Here is a 21,928-nt window from a genome sequence, read left to right on the forward strand (position 1 = left end):
TATCTTTTCAGAAAACACGATGCATCTCTAAACACAGACTGAAAAGCCTGCTCCACTTTATCTGCAACCGAAACATCATTTATAGGAAATGGCATTTCATGCGAATATTTAAAGTCAAAATCGGCCACGGCAACATTTTTGCATTGCCCCATACAAAAAGTATCTAAAATAGCACGACCGGGAATTACTTTATCAAGTTTCAACCCCAAAGCCCTTACTCTGTTCGCTAATGACTTTAATTTATATTCCCGTTCAGGGCGAAAGTTCTCCAGAGATATCATTGACAAGAAAACCTCACGAATGGAATTCCCAAAAGGTTTGAACAATTCAAACAAGCTGTTGGAAGATCTCACCAATTCGAAACTTCTTACAAATCCCTGTAACGATTCAAAGGCTTTGTTGTCCAAAATAGTTCTGGATCTGGCATCCATCTGGTCAAAAGTCGCTCCCCCGCAAAACAAAAAAGCTTTGCTGGTAGAAAACAGACCTGATGGATTGGCCATCAAAAGTATTTCGGTTACCAAAGCCCCAATAGAGTAAGAAAAAAAATCGACTCCAGTTCCGGCTTTAAACAACGGGTGAATACCTGAACGGATCTTCGCAGTAAGTTCGACTATGTCCAGAATACTTTGCAGGCCGGAAGAGATAAAAACTTCAGGAGACCGGTCAACCCGGGAACTCAGTGCAACATTTGCAAAAGAACTATTCTCTATGGCCCCATAGCTATCCCTGCGCTTTCTTAAAACTTCACTCATTTTTCTGGGATAAGACCAGGCTTCAGGCGACCGGTTCATGTGATTTGCCAGGGGAAACAAAATAACTGGAGCTCCTGTCCACTCAGCAAGTTTATAAGCCCAAAGAAGGTACTTTCCCCACTTTCGTTCATTCAAACCATGCAAAAGGACTATAGCATTAGCATTTTCTTTTCTTTTTACAGGCTCAAAAATAGCATATCTAAATAACCGATTGAAATAATTTTCAGAGGCCAACAACCCGTCTCCCAAGTCTTCAGCCAAGACACTATCGGGTGCTGACAGATGAAATCGGCTCCCCTCATAATTTGATTCGAACGGATAGGTATAAAAAACAACATCCCGATCAATTTGTCCAAAAGGTTTTGAAAGGTCAAATCTGCTAAAAAGTGTTTTCTGAAGTTCAAAAAGCAATCCCATAGACAAAGGTTTATTTTACAAACATTCTGCTGGAACAAATAAACATCAAAAAAACACAATCAGAACTCTAAATGTAGTAATCAACAATAGTTTGGGATAAATGGGAACCAGCCTGGGATGAATGAAAAGTAAATGGGGTGAATGAACCCACCCTAACTGCAAAAAATAATCAGTCCGGAAAAATGAATATACAATTGAAAAAGATCATTAATTTTGAAACACTAAAACAAAGGGCCAGAACACATACAATCTTGTCAAAAAATCAGGTTTCTTTATAAAAACGAAAACACCGTTAGTGTAATATAAACAATAAAATAGCTGAAGTCTGACAAATATCACTATTTTTGGCCATCATTTAGCAGTTGAAAATCAAGCTTTAAACCGTTGGTATTATATAAAAGACAATGAAAAAAGGTCCAAAATTGATACCCTACTATTTTGTCACAAAAAGGAATACTGTGTTACAGGTCCTGTTTGCGACGCTTTTCGCTTATGTTTTTATAAATATCTACAGACCATTCGGTTCCGGGGAATGGTACAACATAAGCTCTGGAGAATTTATATTCTATTCAGGATTACTGGTCATTGTGGGCATGCTGGTTGTTTTGATAAGCCGTGTCATCCTGATGTTCCTTGTAAAAAGGAAAAAACCAGTAACCGTTCGCTATTACATACTGATGATTGCAGGAGAAATTCTTCTAATGGCAGCCATGTATGGGTTTCTGGAGAAATTCACAATGAACGACCCCCGAAGTTTTGGGTTTCTCTTTTACCTGGCCTTACAAAACACGGCCTTAATTTTACTAATACCCTATGTCATCAGTCTGCTTTTTTTTGCCTGGAAAGAAAAAACCATCAGCCTCAACAACCTTCTGAATCAAATGAAACATTCGTCCAATTTCATTTCGTTTCATGACGACAAAGGTGTACTGCGAATATCACTGAAACTGGATGACCTCCTCTATCTGGAGTCATCAGACAATTATGTTTCCATCAAATATATTCATAACAACAACCCCAAATCAGTACTCATCAGGAATACACTGAAAAATATTGAACAGAAATTTGAGAACTCTACTTTGCTAAGGTGTCATCGGTCCTATGTAGTGAATACCAAAAGAGTTGGCATGGTTAAAAAAGAAGGGAACACCATGAATTTACTGATTGAAAGTCCGAATAATGAAAAAATCCCGGTATCAAGAGGTTATCAAACTTTGGTAAAGGATTTCTTTGATCAAAAGTACAAATAACAAGCAATTTGCATTGCAACAAAACCAGACCTAATGTACAAAGTTGTAATTGTCGATGATGAGCCAGGCGCACTCTCCGTTTTAAGCAAAATGGTTAACGAATTTTTTAATTTTGAAGTAATCGGGAAATTCTCCTCTCCCGACCATCTTGTTGAAGAAATTGGAAAACTGAGACCTGATGTTCTTTTTCTGGACATTCATCTGGGCTCAAAATCGGGTGTTGAAATTGCGAAAGAATTGTATCAAAACCGCTGTACAACACAAATTGTATTCGTATCTGCTTATGAGCAATACGCACTCAAGGCATTTGAATACAACATTATTGACTACATCCTGAAACCGGTAAGTCGTGAACGATTACAAAAATGCATCGAGAAGATTGAAAATTCTTTTACCTCACATGCCAATGAACAACCTATGCCCCAAAATGGAGTCAACAAAAATGACCATCAACTCATTCGCTTCAACACGCAATCGGGGTTCTTGCTTGTAAACCCCCGGGATATTGTTTTTCTGGAGGCCGATCATGTTTACACTAAAATTGTGATGGAAAAAGAAAGTGGCCACTATGTAGCTCAAAACATCGGCAAAATCCTTTCGTTAATAAATTCCGGTAGTTTTATCAGAATATCCCGGTCACACGTAGTCAACACACGATTTTTAAGAGAAGTCAATCGTACCAACAAAAAGTGTGTAATGTTTGATGGAAACTCTGAAGTAGGATTAAATATTACCAAAACCGGAATGAAAACACTGGATGCTTTTTTTGGATAAATGTTTTTTAATCACATAAGAGAATAATAAGGAGATTAAACCATATAAGGCAAATTAACAATTTACTTATATAAAGCACCCCGGTCAAAAGGGCGAGAGGCAGGAGCCATCAGGTGCAGCATATTCTTTGCAAGCAAAGCTGCAGAACCGAAGCCGATCCGCCATTTCCAGGAATTAAACTAACTCCATTTTACGACAGAACCACATAACCAACAAAGCCATATTAATTTAAAATTCTAAGTGGTTTTTGTTTGGGAACAAATGCTTAAGATACATAAGAGATTTAGGTATATAGGCATTTTGTGTATTGCGATTTAGATTTTTGAATTGCCAAACCGCTAACAAAAAACCCTATTTTGAGATGATTACGTGTTTTGCTAAAAACAGACCACAATTCATTCGTTGTCCCAAACTACCAATTCAGAAAACAAACTCAACTGCTCAGAAAAACCCTCTCTTTTTCTTTTTTTTACTCAAAAGAATCCTACATCTTTGACTTCTGTAATGCAAGAACCCAGCCCTTGAATCCGGACAATCGGCTCATTTCTTTTCTTTCTTAATCCTAATGAGGATTTTTGGGGAACATGGTCTTAAAGGGAAAGCAGTCAGGTTGTCCGGATTATTTAAAACTTTTTTTAAGACCAATAAAGTACCTGAATGGTAATATTATCAACCAAACAGGTGACAGAAAAAAAATAACCGGATTTGCTATAAGCAAACCCAACCCTAAAAAAATCCGGGTAGCCTTTTGTTTTTTTCTTCTTTGTATGTAATGGGGTATAAACATCTTAGCACTAACAAAAGCTACCCGGTTTTTCGATTTATTCCAAATCAGCTTCTTCCTCTCTACTAAAAATTTGCTCCTACGGAAAACGAACATTTTTCTGGATCATTCCTTACCTTTGCAGTCGTACAAAATAACAATTCCGACATGGCAAAGACAAACCATTCGAATTACAATTTTCAACCACTCAAAGGATATGAACATTTCGAAGCCACAACTCAAATTATTATCAGAGAAATTTTAGACCGTAATCTCCATTTTGAGATCCTGGATGCAGACAACAACCTCCTTGTTGTAAACTACAAAGGAAAAGAATACATAATTCACGAAGGAACCATTTCTGATGCCAACAGTCTCATTGCTTTCTGGATATCTAATGATAAGTGGATGACCAAGCAATTCCTGAGGCGAAAGGGAATCAGCCATGCAGAAGGTATTCTTCTTCAAAAGGAGCCTCATGAAAACGACCTTAAAACTCTTTCTTTCCCAGTGGTTGTAAAACCCATGGATACAGATCATGGCATTGCTGTGAGCACCAATATCCAGACCAGGGATGAACTGCTGGAAGCAGTAAGAAATGCATTTAAATTCTCGAAAAAGGTCATAATAGAAAAGTATCATCCCGGACAGGAATACCGCTTTCTGGTAATTGATTATCAAGTGCGTGCCATTGCGTTTCGCGAACCGGCAAACATCACAGGCGATGGACAAAATACCATCGAACAACTAATAAAAGCCAAGAACAGTAACCGCGGCGAAGATTACACCCATCCGCTTTTGAAAATCAAAACAGATGATGAGGTGCTGCGACACCTTAAAAACCAAAATTTATCATTACGTTACATTCCTGAAAAAGGGCGAAAAATCTTTCTGCGTAACAACTCCAATCTCAGCACAGGTGGAGACAGCATTGATGTGACTGACGAGATGCCCGACTACTACAAGAAGGTGGCCATAGAATCTGCCAGGGCGGCCGGTCTTAAAATAGCAGGAATCGACATCATTATAAAAGATCTGAAGGATGAAGCCTCGGCAAAAAACTATATTGTAGTAGAACTCAATGCCCCGGCCATGCTTTCCATGCATGATTTCCCTTATATTGGAGAAAACCGCAAGGTAGAGAAATATGTACTGGATGCAATTTTGAATTCCAAATAGGATACCTTTGCACCATCATTTTCAAATCAGAACAGGCAGTTTTAGCTTTAAAAAAAATGACGACAAGCAGCAACTTTACTGAAATTTTGAACAAACAACAACTTATAGAATACCTGGAACAGGGGAACAAAAAACCTGAAGAGTGGGGCATTGGCACAGAGCATGAGAAATTTCTTTATCGCAAAGATAATCTGCATCGGTTGGGCCACAAAACTCAGCCAGGTATCAGCCAGGTAATGCAACTCATGGCCAATGAAGGGTGGCAGCCCATTCTGGAAGCAGAAAACATAATAGCATTAAAAAAAGACGGAGCTTCCATCACCATTGAGCCGGGCGGCCAATTTGAATTGTCAGGAAAAAACTTCAACAACATCCATCAAACTTATTGCGAAACACGCAGGCATTTTGAGGACCTTAGCAATATCTGCAAAGAAATTGATGCTATCACTCTTGCCCTGGGATTCGACCCTGTACGAACCCGTGAAGAGATGCAATGGATGCCCAAAGAGCGATACCGCATAATGAAAGCCTACATGCCTTCCAAAGGCGATCTAGGGCTTGACATGATGACACGAACCGCTACCATTCAGGTCAATCTGGACTTTGAAAGCGAAGAGGACATGATAAAAAAAATGCGGGTAGGCCAGGCTTTGCAAAGCACAGCCACCGCATTGTTTGCCAATTCGCCATTTACCCACGGACGCCCCAACGGATACTTGAGCTACCGGGCTCAAATTTGGGAAGATACGGATCCAGACCGCTGCGGGTTCCTGCCTTTTATTTTCGACACCGAGTTTGGTTTTGAGAGATGGGTTGATTACCTATTGGATGTCCCAATGTATTTTATCCTTAGGGACGGGCGGTACATTGACAGTGAAAAAATGACTTTTCGCTCATTCATGAATGGAAAACACCCGCTAAAACCTACCATGGAGGACTGGGAAACACACATCTCAACGGTTTTCCCGGATATCAGGCTAAAAAGGTTCATCGAAATGCGGGGTGCCGACGCCAGTTGTGTATCTCACATTGCTGCCCTGTCAGCATTCTGGGTAGGTTTGCTATACGATACGGATGCATTGAATGAAAGCTATGAAATCATCCGGAAGTGGGATGTGGAAACCATCCGGAAAGTGAGGGAGCAAGTTCCCAAGCTGGCCCTAAAAGCATCAGCAGACAATCTGAATATAAAGGATATCGCACATCAAATGCTGAAAATATCAGCAGCAGGACTTTCCCGTCGGGCAAAAAAACTTGGTATTGAAGATGAAGGACAATACCTTGCTCCAATTATCGAAATTGCCGAATCAGGTATTACTCAAGCCGAAAAACACCTTCAAAAGTACATGAATGAATGGAATGGCGATATAACCAAACTGATGCAGTGCTGGCCGCAGGCAGAGTCAATGAAGGGGGAGTAATCGTTCAAAATTTCAAAAAACCAAACATCAAAAAACTATATGCGTTCGAAGTTAAAATTTCTGATTCGCTATATGCATCGGTTCAAATGGTGGTACACAGGAGGTTTTATCTTTCTGGGGCTAACCATATGGACTTCGGTAACCATTCCAGGATATATTCAAAAAAGCATAGACATCATATCCGGCGGGGTTCCTGCCAATCGCGACAATTTCTACAACTATGTTCTAATCATCCTGGGCCTTGCCTTAATATTGATATTGGTTCGCACTTTTTCCAGAATTCTGATATTTGTTCCGGGGCGGTTGATTGAAAAACAGCTTAAAGGAGAGATGTTCGGCAAACTTTCCTCTTTTGGCAAAGATTATTACGATAAAAACAGTACCGGCTCCATTATATCACGTATCAACAACGACATCAACGGAGTGCGCATGATTACCGGGTTTGGATTGCTGCAAACCGGAAATATCCTGTTTTCACTTTCGCTGACTCCCTACAAGATGTGGAACTTATCCCCTACCCTTACCTTGTACTGTATTTTGCCCATGGTTGTTGTTTTTGCCATTGTACGAATTGGTATGGTAGTGATGGTCAAAAACACCCACAAACGAATGGACGCCTTGCAGAGGCTATCCGGTAAGACCATCTCCTTTCTGTCGGGAAACAGTGTCATCAAAAGTTACAACATCCACAAATGGGCCGAGAGCAAGGTTGAAAAAGAGAATATTTCCCTTTTTAAGTACACCATGCGTATCACCTGGGTGCGGTCTTTCATTATTCCTCTTTTAGCCAACCTGGAGCAGATTCTTAAAATCGTGGTCCTTTTTATTGGGGGGTTGTATGTAATCAATGGAGAATTCACCTTGGGCCAACTTACCGAGTATATCGCCTATTCAGCACTACTTACGCAACCAATCATGGGACTGGGTTGGGTTTTAACGGTTTTTCAGCAAGGTTTTGTCGGCATTTCCAGCCTTCAAACCATCATGGACCGCAAGGGAGTCGATGATGACAAGAATCCAAAGCCTCCTGAGGAACAGAAAAAACTCTTCAATGATGGTATAAAGTTCCGAAACCTTTCATACACTTTCCACAACGGAGAGCGGCCCGAACTCATAGACATCTCATTCAATATTGAGCCCGGGCAGGTGGTAGGGATTACCGGAAAAGTAGGCTCCGGGAAAACTACGCTAATCAACCTTATCAACGGCTACCTTCGTCCCGGACCCGGACAGTTATTTTTTGGAGAAAAAGATGTGAGTGAGCTCAGTGGTGAAGACATTCGTTCGGTCGTTAAAACCGTAACTCAGGAAGTCTTTCTTTTTTCTGACAGCATTGAGAACAACGTTACATTCGGGTCACACAGAGCAGAAAAAACCAACTTATTCGAAGAAGTCATATTTAAAAGTGCATTTGCAGATGAGCTGGACCGCTTTCCCAAACAGAAAAAAACGCTTGTTGGGGAAAAAGGCATCATGCTATCGGGGGGACAAAAGCAACGCATCAGCCTTGCAAGGGCACTTTATACTCCAAGTAAGTTACTCATTCTTGACGACGTATTCTCGGCAGTGGATACCGATACCGAACGCTTTCTGATAAAACAAATTTTTGAACAACATCCGGCTGAAAGTTTGCTGGTGGTGTCCAACCGAACCAGCGTTCTTGAAAAAACAGATTTTACAATAGTTCTTGAAAATGGTAGAATTGAAGCCATTGGAACACATAAAGAATTGATAAAGAAATCGGAATTTTACCGGAAGACCTGGGAATTGCAGAAGGGGGAAAACTGAGTGATGAAAGCTGAAACTGGAGGTTAGAAATTAAATTTAAGATTAAAAGTTAGAGATTAGATCATCTTGTAAAGTTAGGATACAATACCATGGCCAAACTATTAACAAATAAAGACTGGCATCTGATTAAAAAATTCGGACGATACTTTGTTCCTCATAAGAAATGGATCATCATCAGTGTGTCATCTATTCCTGTCACTACCGTGGCAAGTATTTTGTTCTTATGGCTGGTAGAACGGATCATTGACGACTACATTGTTCCGGGAGATGTCACCGGATTAAAAACATACGCCATGCTTCTTGCAGGGGTTCTTTTAATAAATCTGTTGTTTGACGGTTTATATAGTTATACCTTTTCTAAAGCAGGAGGACTGGCCATTGTTGACATGCGACGTGAGTTGTTTGGCAAAGCCATCCGCTTCCCCATGCGTTACTACGACAAAAATCCCATCGGAGTCACCCTGAGCCGGCTGACAAGCGATATGGAATCCATCAGCGAATCGTTTGCTGCGGGTATTCTGGGACTTTTATCAGAGAGCATAAAAACCACGGCCCTGGTGGGTTACTTATTTTACCTCAACTGGCGCTTAACACTTGTGTTGCTTCTGGTGGTGCCATTGATAGTACTGGTTATGCGATATCTGCGCAAGAAAATCCGGGCAGCCTACGATGAATCACGTACCAGTCTGGCTAAATCAGCAGCCTATCTACAAGAATCTCTGAATGGCATGAAAACGATTCAGCTTTACAATGCTGAAAACGAATCCTGGAACAAATACAACAACCTCAACAAAACTTACTGTGATGCCCAAAACCGCTCTAATATTTATGATTCGGCTCTTTACTCCATAGTTGAGGGCATCACATCCGTTGCCACCGCACTGGTTCTCTTTTATGGAGCCATCCAGGTTTGGGATTATGGCTACACTATGGGGGTGTTGGTTGTTTTCATCACCACTTTAGGTCGTCTTTTTATTCCCGTGCGCCAATTCGCCCAGCAGATATCAACCATCCAACGGGCACTTTCGGCACTGGATCACATCAGTCATTTATTTAAGCAGGAAACAGAAGAAGAGCAAGAACAACCCGAAAAGCCGAATCCTTCAGAGCTGAAAGACATAACTTTTGAGAATGTTTCGTTCCGTTACACCGAAGACACTCCGGATGTATTAAACAATATTTCATTCACACTCCGGAAAGGCGACCGCATAGCCCTTGTAGGAACCACCGGCTCGGGCAAATCCACCATCATCCGTCTTCTCACCAAAACATATACAGGTTACCGGGGCTCCATTAAAATCAACGGAAGGGAGCTGAGAGACATTCCCCTGGCAGAAATTCGGAATACGATGTCGCTGATGCAACAAGACATCTTTATGTTCAACGACACCATCAAGTTTAACATTGCGTTGGGGCGTGAATACATTACCGAAGAAGATGTACAAAATGCGGCCTCATTTGTTTATGCCGATCGCTTCATCAATCAGTTGCCCGGGAAAATGGATTATGTAATTCAGGACAACGGCGACAACCTGTCAAAAGGTCAGGGGCAACTCATTTCCTTTGCCCGCGCCATCAGTAGCAACAATGAACTCATCATTTTGGACGAAGCCACCAGCGCCGTAGATTCACTGACAGAAAATTACATCCAGAAAGCTATTGAAAACATCTTCTCTTTCCGCACAGTGATAGCCGTAGCACACCGGCTAAGCACCATCAGACATTCCGACCTGATACTGGTTTTAGAACAAGGTAAGATCATTGAACGCGGAACTCATGAACAACTGGTGAATCAAGGAGGCAAATATGCTCATTTGGTTCAAAGCTGGGAAGAAGAAAAAATCAACTAGACACTCAAATCTTTGCTGATTTTTAATACTTTTAAAGAAAAGAAAAATCATAAAATGAAAAAATTCGCTGAAAACAACGGTTCCAAAATTATAAGAAAGCTTTAAGAAAGCTGACTGGGGCCACTGAAACAAACAATGATTTTGCAGATGGCATTATTAAAGAAGGAATCACACAGCGTTTTGAATTTACACATGAACTGGCCAGGAAAGTCATGAAGGATTTTCTTGAATATGAAGGAATAAAAAACACATCAGGCTCCATAAGAACCGCAAAAGAGGCATTTAACAAAGACCTCGTCCCGAAAGGTCAGCCTTGGATGGAGATAATTTAAAGTCGCCTTACCACGGTTCACACTTATGAGGAAGCAATTCTAGAACATGAATTCAAAAAGATCGTGACCACTCATACACCTCTTCTAAGAGATTTTAACAGAAAGATGGAACAACTATTTTGAAACATGGAAAACTTATTATGATTTTCAACTAATAGGGAATTCTTTGTAAATACCACGCACGATAAACAGGAAAAGCTAATAACCTAAAAATTAAAATGAAATTCGGGCTAAGTGACAAAATTATTGAAAGAATAAATTCTGTGTCTCGAAAACACCCTGAAATATAAAAAGTTACAATTTAAGGTTCCCGGACCAGAGGAAATTTTCGTGAAGGGTCCGGCATTGACACCACCCTAATCGAAAGCGCTCTTTACCAAAGACATACACTCAAAAACCAGCATTGAAATTGATGAGTTAAACACCCCCTACCTTTTCGATATTTCCATATTTCACCAACTCAACAACAATAATTTGGAAGAACATATAAAAAAGCATAGAAGAAACCTATACCCCCGATAACCGCAATAACCTAAGCTTTGCTGTAGTCTCTCCATCATAATTGTGGTTCCATTCATAATAACAAGTATTAAGCCTGCTTTATTCAGTGAGGAATGCTTAAAAATAATCTATTAGAAGAGTAACTGCACATTTCCCATCGTTAAACAAAAACGCCCCATTCTTAATTCACTCCAACCCACTTAGGACCAGTTAATTATAGCACATTTAATTCTTTAAATTCACTCTTCTATTCTTTAAGTTAACTTGTAATGTTCATAAAAAAGGAACAAAATAGAGCTCAATTTTTTTTTCTGGATAAATCCACTATATTGTAACCAGAAAACCAAAATATTATTTGCAATGGCAGACAATTTAGAAAAAATTGAGCTTGAATATATGCTCAACACCTCGCCGGCAATTCTTTTTAACCGGTTGGCCACCCCAAGTGGTCTTTCAGAGTGGTTTGCCGATAATGTAAATGTAAAAGGAAAGGTTTTTACATTTATATGGGAAGGAAGTGAACAAAAAGCCGAACAAACCCTACGCAAAGAGAACAAAATGGTGCGCTATCAGTGGCTGGATGAAGGCATGGAGGGCATCTGGTTTGAGTTCGAGATCAATGTGGACGAACTGACCGGAGATGTTGCCTTAATTATTACCGACAATGTAGAGCCTGAAGATAAAAACGACACCACCGAACTTTGGGATCAACAGGTTGATGTGTTAAAGCACGGGTTGGGCTCCTCCTAAACAGCACATTATCGGAGACAGGGAATTGAACTGTTTTAATCAACCACAACTTTTGAATAAGACTAAGCTAATTTGGCTCACAATTCCCATCAAAATGCTACTTGTTTCATTAACTTTGCATTCAAAATGTGGTACATATTTTGAATGCTTTTTTTTGCCTGTACATTAACGGAACACAATAATGTTGATAAAGAAAGTCCACTTGTTTATTCTGAAAAGTTATCTTGGCCCTTTGCTTATGACCTTTTTTATCTCCATGTTCATCCTGGTCATGCAGTTTTTGTGGCGCTATGTGGACGATCTGGTTGGAAAAGGGCTGGAGTGGGATGTACTGACAGAGTTGTTGTTTTATGCTTCTTTGCAGGTGGTTCCCATGGCGCTTCCTTTGGCCATATTGCTTGCATCGCTAATGACATTCGGGAATCTGGGAGAAAACTATGAACTTACGGCCCTGAAATCCGCAGGAATATCGTTGCCAAAAATAATGCTTCCTCTCATTATTCTCACCGTTCTGATATCGTATGGAGCTTATAAATTCTCCAATAATGTATTGCCGGTAGCCAATCTTAAATTGGTCTCTATCCTTCATGGAGTTAAAGAAACCCGACTGGAACTGGACATTAAGGAAAATGTTTTTTATCAGGGAGTAGACGACTTCAGCATCAAAGTACGTAAAAAAGACCCTTCAAAAAATATGCTTTACGACGTAATGATTTATGACCATCGCGATCGTTATGCCCGCAACAGCAATGTCACCCTGGCCGATTCAGGAAAGCTTCTAATGTCGGACGACAAAAAATTTCTGAAGCTGATTCTCTACAACGGGGTGCGGTATGATGAAAAGGTTGGTCTCGAAAAAAATCGTCGAAACACTCAGGAACATCTTTTCCGAACCGACTACTTTGACACTCAAACAGCTATCATTCCTTTAAAAGGCTTCGACTTCTCCAAAACCGACGAAACCCTTTTTAAGCATAGTGACCGGATGAAGAATCTGAAACAAATCTATCACGATTTAGATTCTATCGGTAGGGAAAAAGACAAATTTATTAACAACCTTGAATCGCGTTCCCGCTCCTTTTATTTTTCAAAGATTCGGCATAAAACACAAAGAACTTCTACCAATCCTGGGAGTAATCGTAATTTCTCAGAAATTGATTCCACAACAGCAATCAATATCGACAGTATTTTTGAAAGCCTCAGTAACAGCCGAAAACAAATGGTGTTGGACATGACTTTGCGTCAGGTTAGAAATACCAAAAGTACCATCGACGAGCGAATGAAATTCATTGAAAGACAGGAAACCAACATTCGAAGGCACAAAATGGAATTGCATCGTAAGTTTACCCTTCCTTTTGCCTGTCTGATATTTTTCTTTATCGGAGCCCCCCTGGGTGCCATCATCCGAAAAGGAGGTCTTGGTATGCCGGTGGTGATTTCGGTTCTCTTCTTTGTTGCCTACTATATCATTGATACTATGGGAGCAAAAATGGCCCGGGAAGGAGTTTGGATGGTTCATCAGGGGATGTGGCTTTCGTCTGCCGTATTGCTACCACTGGGTATATTTCTGACTTACAAATCGGCCACCGATTCTGCCATAATGAACTCAGATGCCTACGTTATATTCTTTCAAAAATTTCTCGGGAAATTTAAGAGAAAAAAGAAATGGAATTAATCAAGAGTATAAATCAAACAGCTTAGATTTTTTTACACTTCATTATCAATGATTAATGACATCTGGCATTGTGACTGATAATTATTTGTGTAATTTTGCAATCTTTAAATGACAACCTATTAAATCCATGGGCAACACTTCCGATATTCAGCTAAACACGATTGATGAAGCAATTGAAGCATTCCGCAAAGGAGAACTGGTCATTGTAGTAGATGACGAAGATCGTGAAAATGAAGGCGATTTTATTGCATCTGCAGAACTGATAACTCCTGAGAAGGTGAATTTCATGACCAAATACGGGCGCGGCTTAATCTGTGCTCCTCTTCTCGAAGAACGCTGTGATGAGTTGGAACTGGAGTTAATGGTGGGAAAAAACACGTCCCTGCATGCCACCCCGTTTACTATTTCAGTTGATTTGTTGGGACAGGGTTGTACAACAGGAATTTCGGCGTCCGACAGAGCCAAAACCATCAAAGCACTTAGTGATCCGGCAACAAAGCCCGAAGACCTTGGACGTCCCGGACACATATTCCCCCTGAAAGCCAAAGAAAGAGGTGTGCTACGCCGGGCCGGACACACCGAAGCAACAGTTGACCTGGCGCGCCTGGCAGGACAATCTCCAACAGGCGTTCTGGTTGAAATAATGAATGATGACGGCAGCATGGCACGACTCCCCCAGTTGATGACGATTGCCAAGAAATTTGAACTGAAAATCATCACCATCAAAGATTTGATTGCCTATCGTCTTAAGAAAGAAAGCCTTATTGTAAAGGGCGTACAAGTACATTTGCCCACCAATCACGGCGATTTCCAATTCATCCCCTTCAAGCAAAAATCCAATGGATTAGAACATATGGCACTGATAAAAGGGACGTGGGATGAAAATGAACCTATTTTGGTGAGAGTTCATTCCTCCTGTGCTACAGGTGATATTTTCGGTTCGATGCGTTGCGAATGTGGCGAACAGCTGAAAAAAGCAATGGAAACCATTGAAAAAGAAGGAAAAGGTGTCATTGTTTATATGAATCAAGAGGGACGCGGCATTGGACTTATGAATAAAATAAAAGCATACAAACTCCAGGAAGAAGGGCGTGACACCGTGGATGCCAACACCGACCTGGGATTTGAAGCCGATGAACGTGATTATGGTGTAGGCGCACAGATTTTGAGAGAGCTGGGAGTGGTAAAAATGCGCCTGATGACCAACAACCCCATCAAACGAATTGGGTTAGAAGGCTACGGACTCACCATTGTGGAAAACATTCCAATTGAAGTAGAACCCAATCCATACAACGAATTCTACATGCATACAAAAAAAGAACGTATGGGACATAACCTCAAGTTCTTCAAATACAAGGATAAATCGGCAGATACCAAGAAAAATACAGAATAACCCCCAAATATCAGATTCCCCAAAAAAAGAACTCCCGGCTTAAGTCAGGAGAACCAACATAAACGAAGCGAAAAGCCGGCAGGAAGCCGGCTTTTTTTTAACACAAAACATTGGGCATTTTGGCAAAGCCTTCATCCTTTTCGAAGCTGCTCACTTTATAAGGCACTATTTTTTATTATTTTTGTTGAAAACTCATTCGTCATGCAGGAATTAAGAATCGTATTCATGGGTACGCCCGAATTTGCCACCGAAAGTCTGAAAGCATTAGTAGATGCCGGCAGCAATATTGTTGGAGTGATTACAGCCCCGGATAAACCGGCAGGAAGAGGAAGAAAACTCACCCCATCACCGGTAAAAAAATATGCCGAAGAAAACGGACTGAAAGTCCTGCAGCCCGAAAAACTGAAAGCACCGGAATTTCTGGACGAATTAAAATCTCTGAATGCTGACCTACAGGTTGTTGTAGCATTCAGGATGTTGCCCGAGGTGGTCTGGGATATGCCCCAAAAAGGAACGTTTAATCTCCATGCATCGCTCCTTCCCGAATATCGCGGAGCAGCACCAATCAATTGGGCTGTCATCAATGGAGAGAAAAAAACAGGAGTCACCACATTTTTTCTAAAACATGAAATCGACACCGGAGATATAATTTTTCAGGAAGAAGTGCCCATTACCCGCAATGACGATGCCGGGTCGGTTCACGATAAATTGATGGAAGCCGGGGCCCGATTGGTAGTAAAAACAGTTGAAGCAGTTTCTCTGTCCAATGTCAGGCCTGTTCCTCAGCCTAAAAAAGAATTAAAACCGGCACCCAAAATATTCAAAGAAGATTGCCGCATCGATTGGAGTGCTGACAGCTTAAGAATACACAATCTGGTGAGAGGCCTCAGTCCCTATCCCACTGCATGGACCGAACTAATTACTCCTGACGGGGAAACAGCATCGGTTAAGATTTTCCAAACAGAAAAGAATGACTCTGACGGATTAAAAGCCGGTGAAATCTATTGCGACAACCATAAATTGATTTTAGTGGGAACAGGCAGTGGCGATTTAAAAATTCACGAACTCCAAATGGCAGGAAAAAAACGAATGAAGACAGCAGATTTTCTAAGAGGCCACAAAATTGAAGAAGGCTCCCGCTTTGAGTAAAAAACAAATGAGACTGTACAAAAAATCACTACAGTTTTTTTCATTGCCAATAGCCTTATAGGCCATTAACAATGAAATTCTTCACTCCGTAACAATTGACAGATGGCTGAATGTCCGAAATTACCTGAAGCTTTGGATTAGCCCCGGCGGGGCGGCAGTTAAGGCAAGGAGCATGGAGCATGGAGCAAGGAGCATGGAGATAAGAGCAGAGAGCAGAGAGCAGAGAGTTTGAGAATATGAGACCATAGATCCGGGCATTGCCAATTGTTTTCCAATCAATATATTAAGACGGATAGTGTTTTGGCTCTTCTTTTCATGATGGATAAGCCCCAGCGGGGCGACAGTATGGTAGAAAGAATGTTTGTAATAAAAAAGACAGAGCCCCGGCAGGGGTGACAGAATTGTCCTTTGAGAAGTTTAACCACAGGGACCACGGAGGGGCACAGAGAGTACAGAGTTAATTTTAAACTTTTCAAATATGTCTGATATGGTTCAATCCGCGGATACCACAGATTTTTGTCTTAAAGTAAAAGCGAGAAGCAGAAAAACGGGCTGAAAGCCCAATTGAACACAGCCCGGGGCACCGCCACGGGTAAGAAGTTCGAAGCACGATTTGCGCCCTGAAAGGGCAGGTAGCGGGTTAAAAAGAGGACACGGGGGTTGCTACGAAACGGGGTTTACCACAGAGAGCACGAAGGGGTACAGATATTGGCAGATGGCAGAGCAGATTCTCCACCTGCCATCTGCCAATATCTTCTTATGTGGTTAAAAAACTTTTATCTTTCATTCCTCATCGTGGTAAACAAATGTCACCTTGTGTCCTTTTCCCTTGTTATTTAAAATGTTATTAAAAAAGGCCGCAGCGGCTTGAATTTTAATGGTTTCGCCTCGTTTATTCACCACATCCCAGTAACGAACAATTTCGTACTCATTTTTAATAAACATATCGTGGGCTGTTTGTAATTTCTCATGCATTTCCGTTGGTACAACAGAGGTAAAATGTTTCCCCTTCATCTCTCCGGGCGCATAGCCGTAGATGTCATTATACCTTTGATTTACATGCACGTAATAACCTTTGTCGTCGGTAACACAAATGCCCAACACCTCTTCTGCATCAATAATTTCCTGTGCTTTTTGAGGATTTTCAGAGATCTCCGATTTAATTTCTTTGGTTCTGTGAATGTTTATTCGTCCCATATTCAATTATTTATTTAACCTGCTTAACAGACTTCGTTTCACAATTTATTAATCATGAAATCTGATGAATAAAGCAGATTCAGTTTCTACTTGATTTTATCTAAGTAACCAGAAAAATCAAATTTTGTTTAATAATCAGGGATTTTCTCTACACAAAACTACCGGAGTTTAATTCGATCTCCCGGTCGTGGCTCTTTACCTTCGGGCATCTCATTCAACTTATAGAGACTACGTTTTTTAACTCCATAAATCTGGGAAATTTCAAACATTGTTTCGTTCTCTCTAACCAGATGGGATTTATGATCGGGATGTGCATTTTTCCTTTTTGGCTGAATATAGAGATAGTTGTATTCGGTTACTCTTCCACGTTCAGCACCCAGATCGTTGTAGCGTGGCAATTCCCAGTCTCTCAGTCCAAATTCTTTGGCTATGGAGGAGAAGGTATCACCGGATTTTATTTTCACGTACCGAACTCCATTGTTGTAGAACACCTCATGTTTGGTAAAGGGGTCAATTTCATGTCTTCCCGCCGAACTTCCTCTCTCTGTAGATCTTCTCCAAGCAGTCTCCTGCTCACCGGCTTCGTCGAACAAATGAAGCTCATGATTCTCAATAATATCAATCAGCCGTTTGGCATAATTCGGATCGGTGGCATACCCGGCTTTTTTTAGGCCTCTGGCCCATCCTTTATAATCCGTTACATCCAGCTCAAACAAACCAGCATAACGAGAGCGGCCGGTGAGAAATTTGGCATGGTCGGCATAGGAATCATATACAGAATTGTATTTTCTGAAACATTCATTTCTTCTGTCGTCGTGATGATAAACTTTTTCACCGGTCCAGTCATGACATTTAATTCCGAAATGATTATTGGCCTCAAGGGCGAGGCGGCTGTTTCCATTGCCTGATTCAAGCATTCCCTGAGCCAGAGTAATACTGGCTGGAACCCCTGTCCGCTTCATATTCATCACTGCCCATTCATTATATTTCTCAATATAATCATGCGGTGTCATGCGGGAAGATGTTTGACCCGACAAGCTAATAAAAACAAAGAACAAAAAAATGTTGATCAAAAAAGCTCTTAACGACATGGTAAATTTATTTCGTAAATTATAGATGAGTCCAGTTTAAAAAACATCTTAAGTGCCAAAATCTTAGATATTCAGGGTCAATCCTGACAATAATATACCTTTTATACTACTCATAGATAAAAACATTATCCGGCAAAAAAATAACTGCAACAAATATATAAAAACGAAGTTTCACAATTAGTAGGAACAAGCGTTTTTTACCAAAGGGATTGTGCCGAAAGAACTTGCCGCTTTAAACTTCTTCTTCTGCCCTTAACTTCCTTGAAAATCCATCAAACAGCTCACTTTTCGCAATATTTTCAAGTCGGCAAAGAACAAAATTACTTCGTTAAATCTGTCAATTTATTTCATAACAAACCCTAAGCATGACCATCTAAACGAATGAACTTCTTTGACTGTTGCGTAAAAACCACTATTTTTAAGAAAAAAACTCTATGTCAGTAAATCCTCAGCATATCTATAATTTCCCTTTTGAAAAATTCGAATCTGCCGACCAGCTAAACAAGGAGGAAAAAGCGCTTGTCGAAAAAGCAGGTGAAGTAGCAACCAGAGCTTATGCCCCATACTCAAATTTCAGGGTAGGAGCAGCATTACTTCTTGAAAACGGAAAAATTATAACGGGTAGTAATCAGGAAAATGCGGCCTATCCATCCGGATTATGTGCCGAAAGAGTGGCCCTGTTTTATGCATCCTCTCAATATCCGGATGTAGCCGTAAAAGCCATTGCAATTACAGCTCTGCGCAACAAACAACCGATCGACGAGCCGGTGCCCCCATGTGGTAGCTGCCGCCAGGTCTTTGTGGAATGGGAAAAACGATTCGATCGGCCATTTACGGTAATTATGGCAGGAAAGAAAAAAATTATCAGGATTGAACAGGCAGGTTGGTTGTTGCCATTTAACTTTCAATCTGATTTTTTATAATTACTCCTCCATCTCTTTCAGGACTTTTTCCACCTCCTCCTCGGTGTTTTTAAGCTTATTGCGACAGAAACGAACCAGTTCTGAAACGCGCTTAACTTTGTCTGACAATTCGTCAACATCGAGTTCTTCGTTTTCCATTTTTTCGAGAATTTCTTCAATCTCGGCAATGGCCTGATTGTACGTCTGTTTCTTCTGAGCCATCTTATTTCTTATTTTGGTTTTTATTTTTCTTTTTCACCATCTCAACTTTTCCTAACAACTCTCCATCGTAGAACCGTGTATTTACAATATCTCCGGGTTTCACTCCGGAAACATTTTTCACCAGGTTCCCATCCAGATATGTCAAAGAATAGCCCTTTTTCAATAGGTTATCCGGATCATTGAGCCGGGAGGTATTTTCCAGATAACCAATTCTGCGTTTCTCTTCCGATAATTTATGTTTAGGCAGGAGCAGCAAGCTCTGTTGATAGCGCAGTAACGCCGCTTTACGGTCTTTCACCAGTTGTCCGCCTGTATCAAATATTTTATCTTTCATTCTCATCACCCGGTTGGATTCCTCCCCCATGCGTCGAGAAACAGATAAAGGTAGTCTTCCGATCAGGCGCTCCAGCCGACCTGTGCGTCGTTGCAAATCCAATTTTACGCCCGGAACATAAGACGTGGCAATCTGCTCGGTTCGTTGCTTCTCTTCCTGAATTAGATCACGGGCCATTTCAGCAATTATCTTCGCCTTTTCATCAATGATGGTCAGAAAATCGCCGGCGCGCTCAATCAGGAATGCAGCAACTGCTGTGGGGGTTTTCAGGGATGTATTGGCCACCAAATCGGCCACCGATTCGTCGCGTTCATGTCCAATTCCCGTGAGCACAGGCAAAGGAAACTGCGCAATATGATAGGCTACCCAATAACTGTCAAAACACAAAAGATCAATGGTTGCTCCTCCCCCTCTGATAAGCACAACTGCATCAAAAACCCCAATATGCTCAAACACGCTGTCGAATGCTTCGGCAATAGATTGTTCAGCACGTTCACCCTGCATGACTGCAGGAAAGAGATGATGATAAAACTTAATACCATAAGGATTGGCATCCAGTTGATTGATGAAATCGCCATAACCAGCAGCTGTGGGCGATGAAACTATGGCAATTTTCTGAATAACAGGGGGCAAATCAAGCTCTTTATTCATCTCCAGAACTCCCTCCTCCTCCAAACGCATCAGTACTTCACGTCTCTTTCGGGCAAGATCGCCCATGGTATAGGATGGATCAATATCTGAAATGATCAGGCTCAAGCCAAAAACTTCCTGAAACTGAACAGTGACTTTCACAAGAACTTTTAGTCCTGCCCCCAGCACCTGCCCGGTGGTAGATTCAAAGTAAGCTTTAAGCATCCGGTAGTTCTGTGCCCAGATCATGGCACGCGAACGGGCATTTATTTGGTCGTTTGTCTCATCTTTCTCAATTAAATCAAGGTAGCAATGTCCGGTACGGTTTACCCGCAATTCCCCTATCTCGGCTTTCACCCAAATAGAATGCAACATGGCATCATCGAGGACACCTTTAATTTTTTGATTTAACTGAAATAATGTGATGGCTTCCTGGCCCATTCTGATGTTTTCTTAACGCATGTATTCTTCAGGATTGGTAATAAAGTTCTCGGGGTCTTTCAGTTTATTCCGATTCTCCTCATATTGCCGGAATTCCTTTTTTTCCTTATCGTTCATCAGGTGTTCATTCTGCAGCAGCCCATTTTCGTAGATGAGTGAAAAATTCTTTCTTCCAAGGGCATCATAAAACACCCAAGTGCTGTCGCGTAGATTATCTTTATAAAATCCATCAATCTCTTTTTGTCCGTTTTCGAAATAAACTGAGTAGGGACCATTCAAATTACCATTTTCATAATTTATAACTACACGAAGACTTCCATCAGGATAGTAACGCCTTTCTTCTCCCTCCTTTTCTCCTTTAAAGTACGACACCTCAGCGGCAAGTTTTCCTGAATCAAAGTAAATTTCAGATTTTCCTTCTCTTTCATCAAACTGAAACTCTTCCTTGGCTTTCAGATTTCCTTCCATATCAAAAAAATGCCAGATACTATCCTTCTGCATATTTAGAAAAAAACCTTCGCCCAGCAGATTTCCACCTTCCGAGTAGAACTTTCCCTTTCCGCGGTTGGTATCATCATCAAAGACAATCTCCACATATTTTTTGCCGTTCTTGTAGTAACGAGTCAAAGTATCGATGGGCTGATCATCCTTAAATCGGGCCTTGTAAGCAGGATTTCCGTTTGGATGATAGCGCATCCAATCGCCCTGCCGGCGCCCTTTTTCATCTCGACGGTTCTCATATTCCTGCTCTGTCTTGGTCTTCTTTTGGATAGCCTCCGGCTTGTCAAACAATCCTACCTGGGCCTGCGCTGACAAAAACATCAGCAATAAAAAAATTATTATCAGAAATTGACGAGTCATATTCTTGTTTTATATAATCACTGCAATTATTGTGCAAATTGAGTTATCTGTTAAGTTACAAAAGTATTAATTGTTCCTGAATAAAAAACAAAAAAGCACATGGCATGGGGCATGGGGCAGAGAGCATGGAGCGTGGAGCATGGTGGGTGGAGTATGGTGTGACTTGAAGGGTGGAAGGGGCGGATGGTTGAAGAGTTAGAAGGGTAAAAGGGTGAAAGTATTTGTTATAAAACCAACCGCTTTGAGGTTGGGG

General features: G+C 41.0%; 18 protein-coding genes and 1 pseudogene. 12 read left to right on the top strand and 7 right to left on the bottom strand.

Annotation, left to right across the window (positions count from 1 at the left end; all coding sequences use genetic code 11):
- A partial coding sequence (locus QZZ43_RS17700; protein ID WP_291862055.1) for a DUF6051 family protein occupies positions 1–1,172 on the bottom strand: 1,172 nt, incomplete at its 3' end.
- A 458-nt stretch (positions 1,173–1,630) separates the two neighbouring features.
- Here QZZ43_RS17700 and QZZ43_RS17705 point away from each other — a divergent pair.
- The 11 genes and pseudogenes from QZZ43_RS17705 to fmt all read left to right on the top strand — a co-directional run bounded on the left by QZZ43_RS17705 (position 1,631) and on the right by fmt (position 15,997).
- On the top strand, positions 1,631–2,422 hold the full coding sequence (locus QZZ43_RS17705) for a LytTR family DNA-binding domain-containing protein (RefSeq protein WP_291862056.1): 792 nt from the start codon (positions 1,631–1,633) through the stop codon (positions 2,420–2,422).
- Positions 2,423–2,455: 33 nt separating this feature from the next.
- Positions 2,456–3,196 carry a response regulator gene (locus QZZ43_RS17710; RefSeq protein WP_291862057.1) on the top strand — a complete coding sequence of 247 codons (741 nt, stop codon included), beginning with the start codon at positions 2,456–2,458 and terminating at the stop codon, positions 3,194–3,196.
- Positions 3,197–4,127: 931 nt separating this feature from the next.
- Positions 4,128–5,138: a glutamate ligase gene (locus QZZ43_RS17715; protein WP_291862058.1), complete on the top strand. Its 1,011-nt coding sequence runs from the start codon at positions 4,128–4,130 to the stop codon at positions 5,136–5,138.
- Positions 5,139–5,194: 56 nt separating this feature from the next.
- A complete protein-coding gene (locus QZZ43_RS17720; protein ID WP_291862059.1) occupies positions 5,195–6,559 on the top strand; it encodes a glutamate--cysteine ligase in 1,365 nt (454 codons plus the stop codon).
- Positions 6,560–6,598: 39 nt separating this feature from the next.
- On the top strand, positions 6,599–8,347 hold the full coding sequence (locus QZZ43_RS17725) for an ABC transporter ATP-binding protein (RefSeq protein WP_291862061.1): 1,749 nt from the start codon (positions 6,599–6,601) through the stop codon (positions 8,345–8,347).
- Positions 8,348–8,436: 89 nt separating this feature from the next.
- Positions 8,437–10,197, top strand: a complete 1,761-nt coding sequence (locus QZZ43_RS17730) for an ABC transporter ATP-binding protein (RefSeq protein WP_291862063.1) — start codon at positions 8,437–8,439, stop codon at positions 10,195–10,197.
- Positions 10,198–10,283: 86 nt separating this feature from the next.
- Positions 10,284–10,529 (top strand): annotated as a pseudogene (locus QZZ43_RS19650) (nucleotidyltransferase substrate binding protein); the annotation flags it as partial.
- Positions 10,530–11,390: 861 nt separating this feature from the next.
- Positions 11,391–11,780: an START-like domain-containing protein gene (locus QZZ43_RS17735; RefSeq protein WP_291862064.1), complete on the top strand. Its 390-nt coding sequence runs from the start codon at positions 11,391–11,393 to the stop codon at positions 11,778–11,780.
- A gap of 202 nt (positions 11,781–11,982) precedes the next feature.
- The gene (locus QZZ43_RS17740; RefSeq protein WP_291862066.1) at positions 11,983–13,455 is read left to right on the top strand and encodes an LptF/LptG family permease; all 1,473 of its coding nucleotides are present in this window, start codon (positions 11,983–11,985) and stop codon (positions 13,453–13,455) included.
- Positions 13,456–13,582: 127 nt separating this feature from the next.
- Positions 13,583–14,848: a bifunctional 3,4-dihydroxy-2-butanone-4-phosphate synthase/GTP cyclohydrolase II gene (locus QZZ43_RS17745; RefSeq protein ID WP_291862068.1), complete on the top strand. Its 1,266-nt coding sequence runs from the start codon at positions 13,583–13,585 to the stop codon at positions 14,846–14,848.
- Positions 14,849–15,049: 201 nt separating this feature from the next.
- A complete protein-coding gene (fmt, locus tag QZZ43_RS17750; RefSeq protein ID WP_291862070.1) occupies positions 15,050–15,997 on the top strand; it encodes a methionyl-tRNA formyltransferase in 948 nt (315 codons plus the stop codon).
- 783 nt (positions 15,998–16,780) lie between these two features.
- On the opposite strand, the gene QZZ43_RS17755 is transcribed toward fmt, so the two are convergent.
- Positions 16,781–17,194, bottom strand: a complete 414-nt coding sequence (locus QZZ43_RS17755; RefSeq protein ID WP_291862071.1) for a PAS domain-containing protein — start codon at positions 17,192–17,194, stop codon at positions 16,781–16,783.
- Between the two features lie 158 nt (positions 17,195–17,352).
- Complete coding sequence (locus QZZ43_RS17760; RefSeq protein WP_291862073.1) at positions 17,353–18,207, bottom strand: glucosaminidase domain-containing protein; 855 nt, start codon at positions 18,205–18,207, stop codon at positions 17,353–17,355.
- 512 nt (positions 18,208–18,719) lie between these two features.
- Here QZZ43_RS17760 and cdd point away from each other — a divergent pair.
- Entirely contained in the window at positions 18,720–19,208 is a 489-nt protein-coding gene (cdd, locus tag QZZ43_RS17765) for a cytidine deaminase (RefSeq protein WP_291862076.1), read from the top strand.
- Here the strand turns inward: cdd and xseB are convergent, their stop codons facing one another.
- The 4 genes from xseB to QZZ43_RS17785 all read right to left on the bottom strand — a co-directional run.
- Positions 19,209–19,409 carry an exodeoxyribonuclease VII small subunit gene (xseB, locus tag QZZ43_RS17770; RefSeq protein ID WP_291862078.1) on the bottom strand — a complete coding sequence of 67 codons (201 nt, stop codon included), beginning with the start codon at positions 19,407–19,409 and terminating at the stop codon, positions 19,209–19,211.
- A 1-nt stretch (position 19,410) separates the two neighbouring features.
- Entirely contained in the window at positions 19,411–20,814 is a 1,404-nt protein-coding gene (gene xseA, locus QZZ43_RS17775; RefSeq protein ID WP_291862080.1) for an exodeoxyribonuclease VII large subunit, read from the bottom strand.
- 12 nt (positions 20,815–20,826) lie between these two features.
- The gene (locus QZZ43_RS17780) at positions 20,827–21,675 is read right to left on the bottom strand and encodes a toxin-antitoxin system YwqK family antitoxin (RefSeq protein ID WP_291862082.1); all 849 of its coding nucleotides are present in this window, start codon (positions 21,673–21,675) and stop codon (positions 20,827–20,829) included.
- A gap of 55 nt (positions 21,676–21,730) precedes the next feature.
- The coding region (locus tag QZZ43_RS17785; protein WP_291862083.1) for a hypothetical protein at positions 21,731–21,928 on the bottom strand (198 nt) is incomplete at its 5' end.

The organism is Marinilabilia sp., assembly GCF_016278715.1.
Classification (GTDB): domain Bacteria; phylum Bacteroidota; class Bacteroidia; order Bacteroidales; family Marinilabiliaceae; genus Marinilabilia.